This window comes from Corallococcus terminator (assembly GCF_049194865.1).
Lineage (GTDB): Bacteria > Myxococcota > Myxococcia > Myxococcales > Myxococcaceae > Myxococcus > Myxococcus terminator_A.
Map to the genome: position 1 here is coordinate 42469 of NZ_JBLZWL010000022.1, position 15854 is coordinate 58322.

At 69.0% G+C, this 15854-nt stretch carries 12 protein-coding genes; 2 read left to right on the forward strand and 10 right to left on the reverse strand.

Translation table 11 applies throughout. From position 1 onward, the window contains the following. Positions 1–40: 40 nt before the first annotated feature. From ACN469_RS09685 to ACN469_RS09705, 5 genes are all read right to left on the reverse strand, one after another. Positions 41–1579 carry a helix-turn-helix domain-containing protein gene (locus ACN469_RS09685; protein WP_498766423.1) on the reverse strand — a complete coding sequence of 513 codons (1539 nt, stop codon included), beginning with the start codon at positions 1577–1579 and terminating at the stop codon, positions 41–43. Then, positions 1576–2529: a P-loop NTPase gene (locus ACN469_RS09690; RefSeq protein WP_498766711.1), complete on the reverse strand. Its 954-nt coding sequence runs from the start codon at positions 2527–2529 to the stop codon at positions 1576–1578. Before ACN469_RS09690 ends, ACN469_RS09685 begins: the two co-directional genes overlap by 4 nt. 223 nt (positions 2530–2752) lie before the next feature. Next, positions 2753–3346: an HNH endonuclease gene (locus ACN469_RS09695; protein WP_141647233.1), complete on the reverse strand. Its 594-nt coding sequence runs from the start codon at positions 3344–3346 to the stop codon at positions 2753–2755. Further along, positions 3343–4740 carry an L-seryl-tRNA(Sec) selenium transferase gene (selA, locus tag ACN469_RS09700; RefSeq protein WP_498766426.1) on the reverse strand — a complete coding sequence of 466 codons (1398 nt, stop codon included), beginning with the start codon at positions 4738–4740 and terminating at the stop codon, positions 3343–3345. The genes ACN469_RS09695 and selA overlap by 4 nt, the downstream gene beginning before the upstream one ends. 107 nt (positions 4741–4847) lie before the next feature. Beyond that, on the reverse strand, positions 4848–5357 hold the full coding sequence (locus ACN469_RS09705) for a GNAT family N-acetyltransferase (protein WP_498766428.1): 510 nt from the start codon (positions 5355–5357) through the stop codon (positions 4848–4850). Positions 5358–5448: 91 nt separating this feature from the next. Between ACN469_RS09705 and ACN469_RS09710 the strand changes: the two genes are divergently transcribed. Continuing rightward, positions 5449–5787, forward strand: a complete 339-nt coding sequence (locus tag ACN469_RS09710; RefSeq protein WP_498766430.1) for a tellurite resistance TerB family protein — start codon at positions 5449–5451, stop codon at positions 5785–5787. Between the two features lie 55 nt (positions 5788–5842). Here ACN469_RS09710 and ACN469_RS09715 read toward each other — a convergent pair whose 3' ends face one another. The 5 genes from ACN469_RS09715 to ACN469_RS09735 all read right to left on the reverse strand — a co-directional run bounded on the left by ACN469_RS09715 (position 5843) and on the right by ACN469_RS09735 (position 14728). Continuing rightward, positions 5843–6382: a hypothetical protein gene (locus ACN469_RS09715; RefSeq protein WP_498766432.1), complete on the reverse strand. Its 540-nt coding sequence runs from the start codon at positions 6380–6382 to the stop codon at positions 5843–5845. Positions 6383–6486: 104 nt separating this feature from the next. Further along, the gene (locus ACN469_RS09720; protein WP_498766434.1) at positions 6487–9471 is read right to left on the reverse strand and encodes a CBM96 family carbohydrate-binding protein; all 2985 of its coding nucleotides are present in this window, start codon (positions 9469–9471) and stop codon (positions 6487–6489) included. A 124-nt stretch (positions 9472–9595) separates the two neighbouring features. Then, complete coding sequence (locus tag ACN469_RS09725) at positions 9596–12586, reverse strand: CBM96 family carbohydrate-binding protein (RefSeq protein WP_498766713.1); 2991 nt, start codon at positions 12584–12586, stop codon at positions 9596–9598. Positions 12587–12715: 129 nt separating this feature from the next. Then, positions 12716–13732 carry an endolytic transglycosylase MltG gene (gene mltG / locus ACN469_RS09730; RefSeq protein WP_498766715.1) on the reverse strand — a complete coding sequence of 339 codons (1017 nt, stop codon included), beginning with the start codon at positions 13730–13732 and terminating at the stop codon, positions 12716–12718. A 135-nt stretch (positions 13733–13867) separates the two neighbouring features. Next, positions 13868–14728 (reverse strand): alpha/beta fold hydrolase, encoded by an 861-nt coding sequence (locus tag ACN469_RS09735; protein ID WP_498766436.1) that lies wholly within the window; start codon positions 14726–14728, stop codon positions 13868–13870. A gap of 262 nt (positions 14729–14990) precedes the next feature. Here ACN469_RS09735 and ACN469_RS09740 point away from each other — a divergent pair, with 262 nt between their 5' ends. Next, positions 14991–15845: an alpha/beta fold hydrolase gene (locus ACN469_RS09740; RefSeq protein WP_498766438.1), complete on the forward strand. Its 855-nt coding sequence runs from the start codon at positions 14991–14993 to the stop codon at positions 15843–15845. Positions 15846–15854: the final 9 nt, after the last annotated feature.

Sequence of the window (15854 nt, forward strand, 5' to 3'; positions counted from 1 at the left end):
TTGTGGTGCGAGCGCCAGTTGGCTGCTCCCCAGGTCCGCATCACTTCTTGCCCGACTTCTCAGAAGCCAGGCCCAGGTAGCTCCTGGACACCCGGAGCGGATCCAACCCCAGCTCGCGAGCCAGGTTCATGAGGATTCCGCGCAGGTACACGGGCGGGGGCAGCAAGGTGTAGCGGTCCGCCTCCACGTTCTCCAGATGACGCGCGGAGATACGGGTGCGGTCCGCGACCTGCTGGAGCGTGAAGCCCCGGGTCTCCCGGACCCTGCGGAGCAGCTCGCCGTTGACCTCGGCATCAGCGGGGATGTCTGGGGTGCGCGGACGGACCTCGCGCACGCGGGCGGAGACCTGGGCCATGGCGGCCTCGGCCGTGGCGATGGCCGCATCCTGGGCGAGCACCTGCGCGTCACCGAGCTGGCGACCCGGGCCCCGGGTCTGCGCGGACGCCCCCGTGGTGGGACGGGATGTGCCCGTCGACCGGCTCGGCGGCTGGGATACGACGATGGACGTGGACGGCGGCTCGGATGCGGGAGGCTCCGCCGCAGTGACGGGCGGCTCGGCGGCGACCGCCGGCACGGGAGCGTCCTGGACGGGGCTGCTCGGAACGGATGGCACCTGCGCGACGACGGGCGCCTCGGGGACAGAGGGCTCCGGCTCGGTGGGGACAGGACTCTCGGGAGCCTGGGCGCCTTGCGCCTCCGCGCTCACGTCCGCCGAGTTGGAGCTGACGGTGCCCGCGGGCACCAGGGCAGCCACCGGGCTCTCGGTGCTCGGGGAAGCGGGGCTCTCGGTCGACGGAGCCACCACGACACTCTCGGTGCTGGAGACCACTGGGCTCGCGGTCGACGGAGCCACCACGACACTCTCGGTGCTGGAGACCACCGGGCTCGCGGTCGACGGAGCCACCACGGCACTCGGCGCCTCAGCGGCGACACTGACGGGAGCAACGACCGACGCAGCGGCGGCCGACGACTCCGCGCCCGTCTCCACCGTCGCGGCGGCCGAGGCCACGGGGGCCACACTCGAACCCGCCTCGACAGGGCTCGCCGCCCCCGCGTCCATCCTGCCCGCCGCGGGCATGCCCACGAACCCACCGCCGAACGGCGCGGTCTGCAAGGAGCTCGTCACGTAGGACAGCGAATAGCCACTGACGAAGCTCGCCCGGAACGCCGCCGGACCGCTCAGCTCGGGCTCCGGCTCCTCCGTCGTCCCCTTCCCCGCCTCGGCAATCGAGGGCGCGGCCGACGACTCCACCGCGCTCGCGAGCGCCTCGGCCGCGCGCTGCGTGGGCCCCGCCTCGGGTACCGGCGCCGTCACGGCCTCCGCCACCTTCCTCGCGGGCAGGCCCAGGTCCTTGTCGTACTCGACGCGCAAATCAGCGTCCGTGAGGATCTCCATCGCCTCGGTCATCCGAGCGCGGAGAGCGTCCACCTGGTCCGCATCCACGAGCGCGTACACCGCGATGGAGTCCGGCGCATAGAGTTCCATCAGCCGCGAATAGGCGGCCTGGATATCCTCCATCTGCGCGGTGACGGGGACCTCCAGGAGCTCGTAATAGGTCTGCTGCGCGAAGGGCTTCATGGCGTGGCGGGAATGGGGGTTCCGTCGATTGCGAGCAAGCGCGAGGCGATGCGTTGAATGGCCAGAGCCGCCGGAGAATCCGGCCGCTCAATCAGAACGGGGCGCCGCTTTCGCACCGCGCGCCACGCTTCATCGTCATACCGGATGGCCCCCAGGTCATCCATGTCGATCCCAAAGAACTTCTTCCACGCCGAGGCCACGGCTGTTCCCACGTTCAGGTCCGCGTCCGTCCGAGCCTGGTTCACCACCAGCCGGATGCGGAAGGCCGCCAGCTCCCGCTCCAGTCGCTCCGCACCCACCGGGTCCTTCCGCCGGACCTGCTCGAGCACGTCATGAAGCGTGCGCAGCGAGCCCTCCCGCGTCGTGAGCGCGCTGTCCACCAGCTCCTGGATGCCGTACTCCGACTCCATCTGCTGCAGCCGCCGGAAGAAGGCCGCCTTCGCGAAGCGGTACGCGTTCTCCACCGATGTGGGCTCCGGCAGCACCACCAGCAGCCCGTGGTCCGCCATGATGAAGAAGTCGATGGTGTTGAAGCTCGTGCCCGCGCCCAGGTCCAGGATGAGGTAGTCCGCCTGCGCGCCCAGCAGCGTCTTCAACAGCTTCTGCTTCTGCGCGTACTTGAGGTTGGCCGCATCCAGCGCGTCCTGCGCGCCCGCGATCAGCGACAGCCGGGGCACCCCCGTGGGGACGATGACGTCCTCCAGCTTCGCCTTGTTGCGCCGCAGGAAGTCGGACAGCGTCGCCTCCGGCTGCCCTACCCCCAGGCACGTGTGCAGGTTCGCCCCGCCCAGGTCCGCGTCCACCAGCAGCACGTTCAGCCCGGACTGCGCCAGCGCCACGCCCAGGTTGGCGGACACCATCGACTTGCCGATGCCGCCCTTGCCACCACCCACCGCGATGATGCGACGGGGCCGCTCACGACGCCCTAAGCCCGGAGGTCCCGCACGCACCGGGTCGGAGGACGGGGACCCCAGGGCACGGGCATCGGCCTGGGGTGCTCGCGAAAGTTTGGACATGGGCAGTCGCATCAAAGCCCGTCCTACCGCCCGAGTCGACTCCCCGCCAATCCCCGGCCATTTCGTGGATCAACCCCCACACCGCGCAGAGGAGGCGACCCCCAGAATTACAGGGCTCGCATGGCTGGCCAGTGAACAGCCAGCCAGGCGTACCGCCCTACTCGTCCAGCAGCTCCACGTTCCAGTACGAGGCATCCGCGAGGTGCAGGAAGGGCAGCCACTCCTGATACGTCACCTTGCGCGACGCACCCCGGAACAGGGGCGTCCAGCGCGGGCGCACAGGCTTCTTGAGCAGCCTCATGTCGGCCTGCTCCGGCGTACGGCCCCCCTTCTTCAGGTTGCACGGCACGCACGAGCACACGACGTTCTCCCACGTCGTCTTGCCGCCCTGCGTGCGAGGCATGACGTGGTCCAGGTTCAGGTCGCTGCGCGGGAGGTTCTTTCCGCAGTACTGACAGGTGTCCGCGTCGCGCGCGTAGATGTTGAGCCGGGAGAACCGCACCCTCCCTCGGGGAAGGTGGTCATACGCGCTGAGCACCAGCACCCGGGGAACGCGGATGGTCCGGTTGATGGTGGTGATGCAATCGTTGGTGGCGCTCAGTGCCGCCCAATCGGCGAACTCGTAGAGTCGATACTGCTGGTCGATGGCCTTGGCGACGCCCTGATACAGCAGCGAGAACGCCCGCTTCACCGACGTGACGTGCACCGGTTGGTAGTACCGGTTGAGTACGAGGACGGCGCTGTTGATCATGGTGGTTTCCCGGGACTTGCGGTCGCCACGCTTTCAGCGACCGACGCGAGTTCCTCCTTCGCGAGACAGCGGACGTCGAGGACCACCTCGCCATCCGCGATCCTGCCAATAACCGGCACTCCGCCGCCGCGCAGGCGTTCGAGGAATGATTCCGGTGCACCTACGCTGAGGCTGCACGCGAAGGAAGGCAACCGGGCCAGCGGCATGGCGCCCCCGCCCACCTGTCCCACCACCCCGTCCACTCGGGCACTCACACCTCGCTCGGCCAGCAAGGCCTGGAGTCGCAGCGCCCGTGCGCGCAGCTCCTCGGCCGACTGAGCGAGCAGCCTGTATGTGGGGACGGCCTCCGGCCTGCCATCCCGGTACAGCTCCAACGTGGCCTCCAGCGCGGCCACCGTCAGCTTGTCGACACGCAGCGCCCGCGTGAGCGGATGCGCCTTGATGCGCGACACCAGCGCGGCACGTCCCACCACCACTCCGGCCTGCGGTCCACCCAGCAGCTTGTCTCCGGAGAACGCCACCACGTCCGCCCCCGCGGCCACGACTTCGGGAACCGTGGGCTCCTGCCCCAAGCCCTCTCCCGCCATGGGCACCAGCGCGCCGGAGCCCAGGTCCTGGAACACGGGCACCCCGCGCTGCCGCCCGAGCCCGGCCAGCTCCGCGACGCTCGCCTCCTCCGTGAAGCCCACCACCGCGAAGTTGGAGCGGTGCACCTTCAACAACAGCCCCGTCTCCGCGCCCACCACGCTCGCGTAGTCCGCCAGGCGCGTGCGGTTGGTGGTGCCCACCTCCACCAGCTTCGCTCCGGACTGGCGCATGACGTCCGGCACCCGGAAGCCGCCGCCAATCTCCACCAGCTCCCCGCGCGACACGACACACTCGCGGCCACCCGCCAGCGCGGCCAGCACCAGCAACACCGCCCCCGCGCAGTTGTTGACGACGAGCGCGTCCTCCGCGCCCGTGAGCTGACGCAACAGTCCGACGAGCGGCGCATACCGGCTGCCGCGCTCGCCTTCGTCCAGGTCGTATTCGAGGTTCGAGTACCCCCGCGCCACCTCTGCCACCCGCGCCACCGCCTCCGGCGCCAGCGGCGCGCGCCCCAGGTTGGTGTGCAGCACCACACCCGTCGCGTTCAGCACGGGGCGCAGGCCCGGCGTGGACAGCGTGCTCAAGGCCTCGCCCACGTCCGCGTCGTCGAAGGCGCGCGACTCACCTTGCAGCAGCCGGGCTCGGGCCCGCTCCACCGCGAGCCTCAGCGCGGACACGGCCTTGGCCCGGGGAACACCCGCAAGCAGCGGCTCCAGCGAGGGCCGCCGCAAGAGCTGCTCGATGGAGGGGAGGGCGCGCAAGAGCGCGTTCTTCCCACCGTCTACATGGTTCGACGGGGGTCCCACGCCTCCGAGTCTAGGAGACGAGGCACCCAATCTCCAAACGACGCAGAGGTGTCAAGCAGGTGACGGCCCGCTCGCGCCCGAGTGCCGCTCGGCGCTCTCCGCTCGACTCAGGGAGTCGTCAGATACAGGCTGATATCCTCGGAGGCCCCTGGCATCCGGATGTGCTTCTCGAACTTCATCCCCTGCCGCTCCAGCACCTTGATGGAGCTGGCGTTGTCGTTCGAGACGATGGCCGCGACGCGCTTCAGGCCCAGGTCCTTCCGCCCGTAGGCGAGCGTGGCGGAGACGGCCTCCTGGGCATAGCCCTGCCCCCAGTACGCGGGCAGCAGCGCGTAGCCGATATCCACGTGCTCCAGCGAGTCGCGCTTGAGCAGGCCACACATCCCCAGCGGCGCGCCGTCCGACTTGCGCTCCACCAGGTACAGGCCAAAGCCATGGCGCTCGTAGGACACCAGCGGGCCATTGGCGATGTAGCCCCACGCGTCCTCGAGCGTCTTGACGCCCCGGTCGCCAATGAAGCGCAGCCACGCCGGCTCATTCACCAACACCAGGATGAAGGGTGCATCCTCCCGCGCCACCCGGCGCAGGACGAGCCGCTCCGTCTCCAGGACTTTCATGCGAAGCTCTCCTCAGGACGGCCCAAGGCAACCCTGGACGGAATCATCCAGACACGTCAGCCTGTGAGCCACCTTGGAGGATGTACCACGGATGTCCACCCCCTCGAGCCCCGACGCCCGGTTCCAGATTGAAGTCCTCAAGCTGCTCCTCCAGGTCGCCAGTGGCGACGACGGCGTGAGCCGCGCGGAGATCGACCACATCCTGGACACCGCGCGCGGCATGAGCGTGCCGTTGCCGGACCTGGCCGAGCTGGCGAAGTGCCTCCAGAACGGTGTCCCGCTGCCCGCCCCCAACCTGGGCGTCCTGCGCACCAATCCCACGGCGGTCATCGAGGCGACCCACGCCCTCATCTCCAGCGACGGCCACATCCACCCGAGTGAAATCGAGATGCTGCGGCAGATTCGCGAGATGCTCGGTGTCGCGGGCTGATTGAGCGTGGACGCGGGCCGGGAGGAGCGCTCCCGGCACCGTGTCCGTCCAGCGTCTACGCGTCGACTTCGTCGACTTCCAGCTCGCTGCCCGCGCCGCTCAGCAGCTCCAGCAGCTCCGCCGCGCCACCCTCGCTGTCCTTCAGCGAGGCGAGCTTGCCGCCGCCGAGGAACTGCATGATGAACTGCTTGCGCATCTCGCAGCGTCCGCCCTGAACCTCTCCCAGGACGGTCAGCGTGTTCGGCTCGCCCTCGCCGACAATCTGGTCGACGATTTCACAGTTGCCCAGCACGAGCACCGTGGAGTGCAGCTCCGCCGAGCCGACCTTCAGGTCTCCGAGGACGAGCAGCCCACCGGGGCCCTTCACCACCAACGTCTCCACGTCCATGTCACCGATGACGACGACGCAGTCGCGCGACTCCAGCGTGCGCGACTGGTCCGTCAACTCTTCGTGCAATTCGATGCCGGTTCGCAGCATCGCGGAGATATCGACGGGGGCCGCGAGCAGCGCGTCCTCGTCCAGCGCGGTCAGTCTCTCGTCGGCTGCCGCGAGCGCATCGGCGTGGTCCTGGAGCTTCTTGGGGAGCTGAGTCATGTCTACCGCCGTGAATACCCCAGATCCGGCCGTTGGGGAGCCACCATCGACCACGAGTGTGGCCCCCGTCACGAATCCCGCTCCCTGAGCGTGCGGGCCGCCTCCTAGGGCCGGAGCTTCAGGTGCAGCAGGTCCAGCCGGCGCAGGCGGGGCGTGTACCAGGTCCCATCCAGCTCGAAGGGCGCTCCCAGGTCCCCCGTCACCACGACCCCGTCCCCCACGGGCGCCAGGAGGAGGCTCGACGCGAGCGGGTCCAGCCCCCTCACCCAGCGCGTCCCCAGGCCGGGCGTGAAGCTGGCCACCGTGGGCCGGTTCAGCTCCTGGTGCTCGGGCAGGCCGACGGTGCCCAGTCCCAGCAGACTCCCCCACCCCGCCAGCGACGTCACCAGGTTCCCCGAGGCGTCGACGGCGAGGGAGTCGAAGGCGAGGCCGCGCCAGCTGGGGTCCTGGAACCGGCGCAGCGCCACCTCCGCGCCCGTGGCGCTCAGGCGTCCGAGCATCGCGTCGCGCTGGCCGTCGTAACCGTCATCCGGGTCCTTGCTGGCATAGGGCGTTCCCGCGAAGGTGAAGCGCCCGTCGAAGTTCCCGGTGAAGGCCACGCTCCCATCCGGAAGGACGCCCACCTCGTGCACGTCCGCGAAGTGCCCGGAGGGCGTGGGCAGCAACCAGACCCACAGCGGCGCACCCCCCACACTCCACCGCGCGACGAATGAGCCCCGCTCGGGGATGGGGCCCGTGCCGAAGTCGGTGCCCTGGGCCGCCCAGCCACCGACGGTGACATTCTCCTGCGCGTCCACGGCCACGCTCGCCGCGTGGGTGCCGCGCAGTGACTGCCCGGCCAGCACCCGAGCCCACTGGTAGGCACCGTCCCACTGGACCTTCAGGACGAAGGAGTTCGGGCCCTCGTCGTCATAGGGGCGTGGCTTGCCGGAATAGACGGGCCCGGCTCCGAAGTCGGTGTAGCCCCAGAATCCGCCCGTCACCACCACGCTGCCGTGCGCATCCGTCGCCAGGTCGAACACGACCATGGGGTTGTCCTCGAGCCCGTCCGGCCCCTGGCTCCAGGAGGTGTAGCCCCGCGTCCAATCCACCGCGCCCGTGGGCGTGAGCTTCATCACGAACATGCCCCGCCCCTGGGGCAGCGCGCCCTTGCCCAGGTCCGGCGCGCCGGAGTACTCGCCGGCGACGAGCACGTTGCCCAGGGTGGTCACCGCCACGCGCCTGAGCTCCACCTGCGCCTGGGGGAACTCGCGCGTCCACGCGACGCTCCCGTCCGCGCGGTGGAGCGTGACGACGTCGGTCTGCTCCTGCCAATACGGCCCATCCTGCGTCTGCTCCACCGCGCTGAGCACGGCGAAGCCACCATTCGGGGCGGGGGCCGTGTGACGCGAGCGCTCCGCCGCGGGGCTGTTCGACTGCTTCGTCCACACCGTGGTTCCGGCGGGCTGCGTGCCCCGGTACGAGCAGAACGGCGCGCTCTCCGTGACGACGACCAGACGGGGCGCGGCGTCCAGGATGTTCTCCCGCATCGCGTCCACCGACGCGAAGCTCAGGCCGTCGTACGAGTAGGGATACAGCTGGAAGGCGTGGCGGCCCGACGTGGTGATGGCGGCCGTCACGTCGTACTCCACCCACTCGTCCTTCTTCACCGCCCAGGCGTCCGCGAGGAAGTCGCCGGTGAAGGGCGGCGGCTGATACCAGGTGGTCACCGTGGGGTCGAACGGCACGGACTTGTAGAGCCGGGGCGCGCGGTCCGAGGCCTCCAGCGCGTACAACTGGAGCAGCACGCGGCGGACCTGACCGGCCGGCAGCTGCACGTCGAAGTCGAGGTAGCTGTAGAACCCCGGCTGCGTGTCCACCTTGAGCGACGCCTCGCGGTGGAACGTCGTCTCCGGACGGTACTGGTCGATATAGGTGTCGTGCAGCGGATAGGTGGTCGTGGAGACAATCTCCCGACGCGTCAGGCACGCATCACCCGGCGCGGTCCGGGGCGCGCCCGTCCAGACGAAGAGCTGAGGCCCCGACGCGGAGGAGGAGGACTCCCTTGAGACGAACGTCACCGGGGTGGTCGAGTTCCCATACAACCCGAACGAGACGTCCCCGTTGCCACGCACCAGGTCCGTCACGTCGTAGTCCACGGTGCCGAGGGGCGCGAGGAACGGCACGTAGGCCAGCACGCCTCCCACCCGCTGCGGGCGCGTGTTCCAGGTGACGCTCGACTCACTCCAGGCCCCCTGAATCGCATACACGGAGGGCCCCGCCGCGGACCCCTCATCGGCGACGTTCAAGCGCAGCACCGCGCGTTGGACCGTCTCCGTCAGGCCTTGCACCGAGAAGCGCAGAGAGGCCTCCCGCTTCTGCCCATTGTCCACCCACAGCTTCGGCTCCGTACCTCCGGCCGAGGAGTTCGGCGCGGCCTCGGAGACATACGCGTCAGCGCTCGCGTTGAAGAGCGTGGGCGGACCGGACACCGGGAGCGGCGCGGGGCGGTTCACGGGATGGTCTTCAGCGGACTCGACGGTGAGGACGAGCTGGGGGCGCAGCGCGGCGTTCGGATGCTCGCTCGACGCAATCGTCACCCCGTCCGTGCTGTCGGCCCTCAGGTGGACATCGGTAAAGGCATTCTGGGAGATGGCCAGGGCGGAGATATCCAGCTCAATCCAGGTGCCGCTGGTGACGGCGCCCGCGCTGGCGAGGATGTCATTGGCCTGGGGCGGACGCGTGGTCCACGTCGTCAGCTCGTTCCAATTCCTTCCACCGAGTCGGGGGTCATGCGCCGTGGGCCCATCCGAGGATCCATCCAGCGCGTACACCCGCAGCCGCGCCGTCGTCAGCGTCCCCTCGAATGGAGTGATGAGGAAGCGCAGGTACGCCTCCGACTCCGGGGACTTGTCCACTTCCATTGTCGGTGACGAGCCGAAGCTCGTCGTTGGTGATGTCGCCACCACGTGCGTGTCCGCCGCCGCGATGATGGTCACGGTCTGCGTCACCAGCTCATCACGCCGCTGGCCCTCGGGGGCCACCTCCAGCGTGGAAGCAGACACATCACTCGGAGAACTCCCGCACCCACCCAGGAATGCGAGCGCCACACCCAGACTCCAAACCACGACTCCGCCTGTCAGGTATCTCACGTCATCTCTCCTTCGGGTCCAGCCAGGACGATGCGTGAGCAACAGGTGCGCCAACCCGTGCGGCTGTTGGCCCACACCGCGCTCAAGGGCGGAGCTTGAAGTGCAGCAAGTCCGCGCGACGCTCGCGGGGCGTGTACCAGCTGCCCTCCAACTCGAAGGGCGTCTTGAGGTCCGCTGTCACCACGAGGCCATCACTCACGGGCGCCAGGAGGAGGTTCGACTGGAGCGGGTCAAATACGCGAACCCAGCGCGTCTCCAGGTCGATGCCGAAGCCCGCCACCGTCGGGCGCAACGACGCGCCCTCTTCCGTCGGGCCGACGTCCCCGAGTCCCAGCCTGCTTCCACCTCCGAGCAGCGTCGTCACGACGTTCCCCGAGGCGTCCACCACCAGGTCATCGAAGGACACGTCCTGGAGCTGCCGCAGCTTCACCTCGGCGCCCGTCGCGCTCAGGCGCCCCAGCATCGTGTCGCGTCGCCCGCCGTCGTATTCGTCCGGATCCCGGCTGGCGTACTCCTGTCCAGCGAAGCTGAAGCGGCCTCCGAAGTTACCCGTGAAGACGACACCACCGTCGGGCAGCAAAGCCAGCGTGGACAGCACACTGAAGTGGACCGGAAGGACTCGGGACCAGCGGGGTGCTCCGCTCGCGTCCCAGCGCGCCACGAAGGCGCCGCTCTGGGTGATGGCGCCGCCTCCGAAGTCCGTGCCCTGCCCTACCCAACCGCCGACCGTGACATTCTCCTCCGAGTCCACGGCGACGCTCGTCGCCTGTGCTCCCCGGAGCGAGTCCGACGTCAGCGTGCGTGCCCACTGATAGGCGCCATCCCACTGGAGCTTCAGGACGAAGGAGTTCGGATACGTGTCGTCATACGGGAACGGCTTGCCGGAATAGACGGGCCCCGCGCCGAAGTCCGTATAGCCCCAGAAGGTCCCCACCACGAGCGCGCTGCCATGTGCATCCGTCGCCAGGTCGAGCACCTGCATCGGGTTGTCGACGGACTCGTCCATCTTCTGGAACCACGCCTTGTAACCGCGCGTCCAGTCCACCGCGCCCGTCGGCGAGAGCTTCATCACGAACATGCCCTGCCCTTGCGGCAGCGCGCCCGTGCCCAGGTCCGGAGCGCCCAGGTAGCTCCCCGCCACCAGGACGTTGCCCTGCTTCGTCACCACCACCCGCGTGAAGTACACCTGTGGCTGGGCGAACGCGCGGCTCCACGCGACGCTCCCGTCCGCGCGGTGGACGGTGACGACATCTGTCCGCTCGGCGGACAAGGGGCCGGTCTGCGGCGGCTCCACCCTGCTGATGACCACGAAGCCACCGTCGGGCGCGGGGGCCGTGTGAGTCGAGAGCTCCGCCGCGGAGTCATTCGACTGCGTCACCCAGGCCGTCGAGCCCGACGGAGGCGTGCCCTGGTAGGAGCAGAACGGCTCGCTGTCGGTGATGACCACCAGTCGCGGCGCGACGGAGAGCAGCCCTCGCTCCTCCATCTCGGACGAAGCGAAGCGCATCCCATCAGCGGAACCATCGAGCAACGCGAAGGCGTGACGCCCCGACGTCGTCACCACGTCCGTCACGTCCAGCTCCACCCACTGGTCCTTCTTCAGCGCGCCCAGGTCCCCCACCACGCCCCCCATGATGGCCGGCTTGCGGTACCAGTCCGTCGTCACCTCGTCGAACGGCTCGGCCTTGAACAGCCGGGGCCCGTTCCCCGAGTCATCCAGCGCATACAGGCGCAGCAACACGCGGCGGACCGGCGCCGTCCCGAGGTTCACGTCGAACTCCAGGTAGCTCTCCGCGCGCGGTGACGCCTCCACGCGCAGCGAGGCCTCCCTGTAATGCTGCGTGGTGGGACTCTCCGGCGTGACGAAGGTGTCCTGCGACGCGAGGATGGGCGTGGCGAGGACCTCCTGCCTCGTCAGACACTCATCTGTCGGAGGAGTCCGGGGCGTGCCCGTCCAGACGAGCAACTGGGGCTCGAGTGACGACACCTCGCGCGAGTGGAACGACACCTCATCGCTGGATTTGGAATACAGGCCGAAGGTGACGTCGCCATTGCCTCGCACCCGGTCCGTCACGTCGTAGTCCGCGAAGCCAGACGCCGCGAGGAACGGCGCGCGATCCAACGTGTCGCCCACCTTCGACGGGCGGGTGTTCCAGGTGACGCTCGACTCGCTCCAGTCGCCTTGCGTGGCGAAGACCGAGGGCCCGCCCTCCGTGCCGTCTTCGGCGACGCGCAGGCGCAGCACCGCGCGCTGCACCGTCTCCGTCAGCCCTTGCACGGAGAAGCGCAGGTGGGCCTCCCGCTCGGGCGTGCCTCCGACGCGGAGCGACTCCGACACACCCCCGGCCGAGGAAGCCGGCGCATCGGCGGAGACGAACGTGTCGGCGCCAGACGCGAAGGCAACGGGCGTCCCCGACACGGGGATGGGCTCGGGGCGCGGCGGCGGATGGTCCTTCACGGACTCGACGGTGAGGACGAGCTGGGGACGCAGCGCGGGGTCCGGATGCTCGCTGGACGCGAGCGTCACCCCATCCGCGCTGTCACCTCCCATGAAGATGTCGAGATAGCTGTTCTGGGAGACGTTCAAGTCACTGACGTCCAGCTCCATCCACGTCCCGCTGGCGACAGGGCCCGCGCTGACGAGCGCCCAGTAACCGCCCCACTGAGGACGGGTGTCCCACGTCGTCAGCGCGTTCCAGGTCCGGACTCCCGGCGGGTCATAGACGGTGGGCCCGTCCACAGTGCCCTCCAGCACGTACAGGCGCAGCCTCGCGGCCGTCATCGTCCCCTCGAAGGGCTGGATGAGGAACTTGAGGTACGCCTCGGCGTCGGGCGAGCGGCCGAGCACCAGCGCCTCCGAGGAACCGAAGCTCGTCGTCGGAGACGTGGCCACGACGTGCGTGTCCGCCGCCGCGACGAACGTCACCGTGCGCGTGGTGAGGTTCTCGTTCCGAACCTCCGGAGTGGCGACCACCTCGGGAGTGGAACTCGACGCCACACCTTGGGAAGCGCCGCACCCACCCAGGAGCGCGAGCGCCACACGCCAGCCCCACCACCCCGCCCCGCCCGTCATCTGACTCACGTCACCGCTCCCTTGAGACCAGAGAGGGCGATGGATGAGCAACAGTCACGCCATCCGGTCGGCGCGCTCCCCCTGCCGCACAGAGGGCGAGGGAGCGAGCACCGTGCCCGGGAACGTTCGTCAGTACACGTTGTACTTCTTGCGCAGCGCCTCGTGCTCCTCCGCGTTGCGCGAGGGGCGCAGCGTCTTCTGCGCGTCGTGCAGGTAGTACCAGAACTCGCTCGGCGTCGGCGCCATGGCGGCCTGGAGCGACTCCACCGTGGGCGCGCCGATGGGGCCCGGCGGCAAGCCCTTGCGGTGACGCGTGTTGTACGGGTCCTCGGGGTCTCTCAGCCGCTGGAGGAAGGCCTTGCGGTCATTCCACTGCGCCAGCACGTACCGCGACGTCGCGTCCACTCCGAGCGGATAGCCCTTGTCCACGCGCTTCCAGAGGATGCCCGCGACCAGCGGACGCTGGGCCGGCACGGGCTCCTCGCGCTCCAGCATGGAGGCCATCACCACCACCTCGTGGAGCGTCCGCCCGCTCTTGGAGATGACCTCCCGGTTGGGCGTGAAGAAGCGCTCCGCGAAGGCATTCAACTGGCGCTGGATGAAGTCCTCGACGTCGAACTTCCCCGGAATCACGCCGTAGGACTCCGGGTACAGGTAGCCCTCCAGCGAGCTGGTGGGCAAGGGGAACGCCGCGGTGAAGCGACTGGGATTGCTGGCCGCGGAGATATACGCCCCCGCGGTGATGTACCCCGCCGCCGCGAGCGCCGCGTCGGTGTCCCGCAGGCGCCAGCCCTCCACCACCAGGAACGGGATGTCGTCGGGGAGCGGGTTGCCCTCCAGCGTCGTGGCCAGCTCCGCCACCGTCATGGACGCGCTCACCGGGTGCCGTCCCGCCTTGGGCGAGAACGAGCCGCGACGGAAGAGGTGCCAGCGCCAGATGCGCGCATCCTTGATGAGGCCCTGGTTGGCGAGCAACGCGCCCAGGCCCCTGCCGGAAGTGCCCTTGGGAACGGTGAACTCCACGGGGGCCGCTCCAGGGGCCGCGACGGCTTGATGCGCCGCCTGCTCCACCCACCAGAACGCGCCCGCACCCGCGACCGCCAACAGCACGAAGACGACTGCCAGACTCACGAGGACTTTCTTCATCGCGGCGCAGGGTAGCACCGTCGTCCCGCCGTGCATCATTCGAGTCACCGGATGTCATCTCCCGAGCGCTGGCCCGGCCGCCAGCCGGGCGGAACGGCCCCCCTTCGAGGGCCATCCCCGCTTCCAGCCCCCGGGTCAGCCGTTCTTGATGAAGCTGGCAATCAGGTCCGCACAGAGCTGTGGGGCCTCGTGCTGGGGCCCATGGCCCATCTGCGGGAAGACCATCAGGTGCACCGAACGCGTCTGGGGCGCCAGGTCGAACCAGTTCTCCACGGGGAAGACAATCTCCTGGTCACCGGAGATGACCAGCGTGGGGATGCGAGTCGTCTTCATGAAGTCGCGATAGCCATTGTCGTCGACGAAGATGTCCTCGGCCTTCGTCTCCTCCAGGAGCTTGAACACGGTTGCAATCGGAATCGCGGGGCTGTGGTCCGTGGTGCGCGCGGCGATGCGCTCGTGCGAGGCCACCGCGGCGGCGCGGGACTTCTCCGACTCCGGGTGGAAGAACAGCACGACTTCATCCGCCAGGTCGTTCACCGGCTTCAGGGCGTGCTCGAAGAAGACGGCCTTCGCGGGGAGGCGGACCTTGCCCGGAGGAGAGGTGCCGATGAGGAGCGCCTTGAGGATGCGCTCGGGATGCAGCCGCATCACCACCTGTGCGGCGAGCCCTCCCAGCGACCAGCCCCCGATGACGAAGCGCTCCAGGCCCAGCGAGTCCGCCAGGTCGATGACGTCGCGAGCCATGTCCGTGCGCACATAGCTGGGCTTGCCCGTGGACTGGCCCAGGCCGGAGTAGTCGAAGGTGATGACGCGGTGATGGGCCGCCAGCGCATCGAGGAACGCGGGGTCCCACGAGTCGAGCACGCCCCGGAACCGGAGGCACAGGATGAGGGGAACGCCCTGTCCCAGCTCGCGGTAGGCGATGCGGCGGCCGTTCACCTCGGCGAAGCGGGTGGGCGTATTGACGGCGGTCGCGGCGGGGGAAGCGGTGGACATGGTGGGCTCCGGGTTCGTCGCCAAGGGCCCGCATGCCCAGACGCCCCCCACCACGAGGTGCGCTGGCCGCCAGGCTCGAACTCCCTTGCGAACGTGGGAGTGACTATGGCGACGGAACGCGGCGCCGTCTTTTGTACAGAGGGTCAGCCACCCTAGACCTTCGTATAGGGGCCAGCGAGCCAGGGGTTGATGGCGGGATGGCGTCACGGGGCACATCTTCGCAACGGCTTCACCCCACCCTTGAACCGAGGACGACCCCCGTATGGCCACTCAAGCCGGCAAGCTCCAGGGCAGCTACCTCACGACTCGCGACGGCACGCAGATCTACTTCAAGGACTGGGGTCCCAAGGACGGACAACCCATCGTCTTCTCCCACGGCTGGCCCCTCACGGCCGACGCCTGGGAAGACCAGATGATGTCCCTGTCCGAACGGGGCTTCCGCACCATCGCGCATGACCGTCGTGGCAACGGGCGCTCGTCACAGCCCTGGGAAGGCCACGACATGGACCACTTCGCGGATGACCTCGCGGAGCTGACCGCCGCGCTCGACTTGCGCAAGGCCGTGCACGTCGGCCACTCGACGGGCGGCGGCGAGGTGGCGCGGTACATCGGCCGCCACGGGACTTCGCGCGTCAGCAAGGCCGTGCTCATCAGCGCCGTGCCTCCCATCATGCTCAAGACGGACTGGCACCCGAACGGCCTGCCGATGAAGGTCTTCGACGACATCCGCTCCGGCGTGCGCTCCGACCGCTCGACCTACTACAAGGACCTGAGCATGGCGTTCTACGGCTTCAACCGGCCGGGAGCGAAGGTGTCCGAGGGCCTGCGCGAGAGCTTCCGCCTCCAGGGCCTGATGGGCTCCATCAAGTCCGAGTACGACACCATCAAGGCCTTCTCTGAGACGGACTTCCGCGCGGACCTGGCGAAGTTCGACGTGCCCACGCTGGTGATGCACGGCGATGACGACCAGATCGTCCCCTTCGAGGGCGGAGGGAAGCTCACCGCCACGCTCGTGAAGGGCGCGCAGCTGAAGGTCTACAAGGGCTTCCCCCACGGCATGTGCTCCACCCACAAGGACGTCATCAACGAGGACCTGCTGCTCTTCATCAAGGGCTGATCAGGCATC

What these genes read in the sequence shown, in the direction of transcription:
- ACN469_RS09740 (WP_498766438.1), top strand. Translation starts at nt 14,991, where the DNA reads ATGGCCACTCAAGCCGGCAAGCTCCAGGGCAGCTACCTCACGACTCGC.
- mltG (WP_498766715.1), bottom strand. Translation starts at nt 13,732, where the DNA reads ATGAAGAAAGTCCTCGTGAGTCTGGCAGTCGTCTTCGTGCTGTTGGCG.
- ACN469_RS09735 (WP_498766436.1), bottom strand. Translation starts at nt 14,728, where the DNA reads ATGTCCACCGCTTCCCCCGCCGCGACCGCCGTCAATACGCCCACCCGC.
- ACN469_RS09725 (WP_498766713.1), bottom strand. Translation starts at nt 12,586, where the DNA reads ATGACGGGCGGGGCGGGGTGGTGGGGCTGGCGTGTGGCGCTCGCGCTC.
- ACN469_RS09710 (WP_498766430.1), top strand. Translation starts at nt 5,449, where the DNA reads ATGTCCACCCCCTCGAGCCCCGACGCCCGGTTCCAGATTGAAGTCCTC.
- ACN469_RS09715 (WP_498766432.1), bottom strand. Translation starts at nt 6,382, where the DNA reads ATGACTCAGCTCCCCAAGAAGCTCCAGGACCACGCCGATGCGCTCGCG.
- ACN469_RS09705 (WP_498766428.1), bottom strand. Translation starts at nt 5,357, where the DNA reads ATGAAAGTCCTGGAGACGGAGCGGCTCGTCCTGCGCCGGGTGGCGCGG.
- ACN469_RS09695 (WP_141647233.1), bottom strand. Translation starts at nt 3,346, where the DNA reads ATGATCAACAGCGCCGTCCTCGTACTCAACCGGTACTACCAACCGGTG.
- ACN469_RS09685 (WP_498766423.1), bottom strand. Translation starts at nt 1,579, where the DNA reads ATGAAGCCCTTCGCGCAGCAGACCTATTACGAGCTCCTGGAGGTCCCC.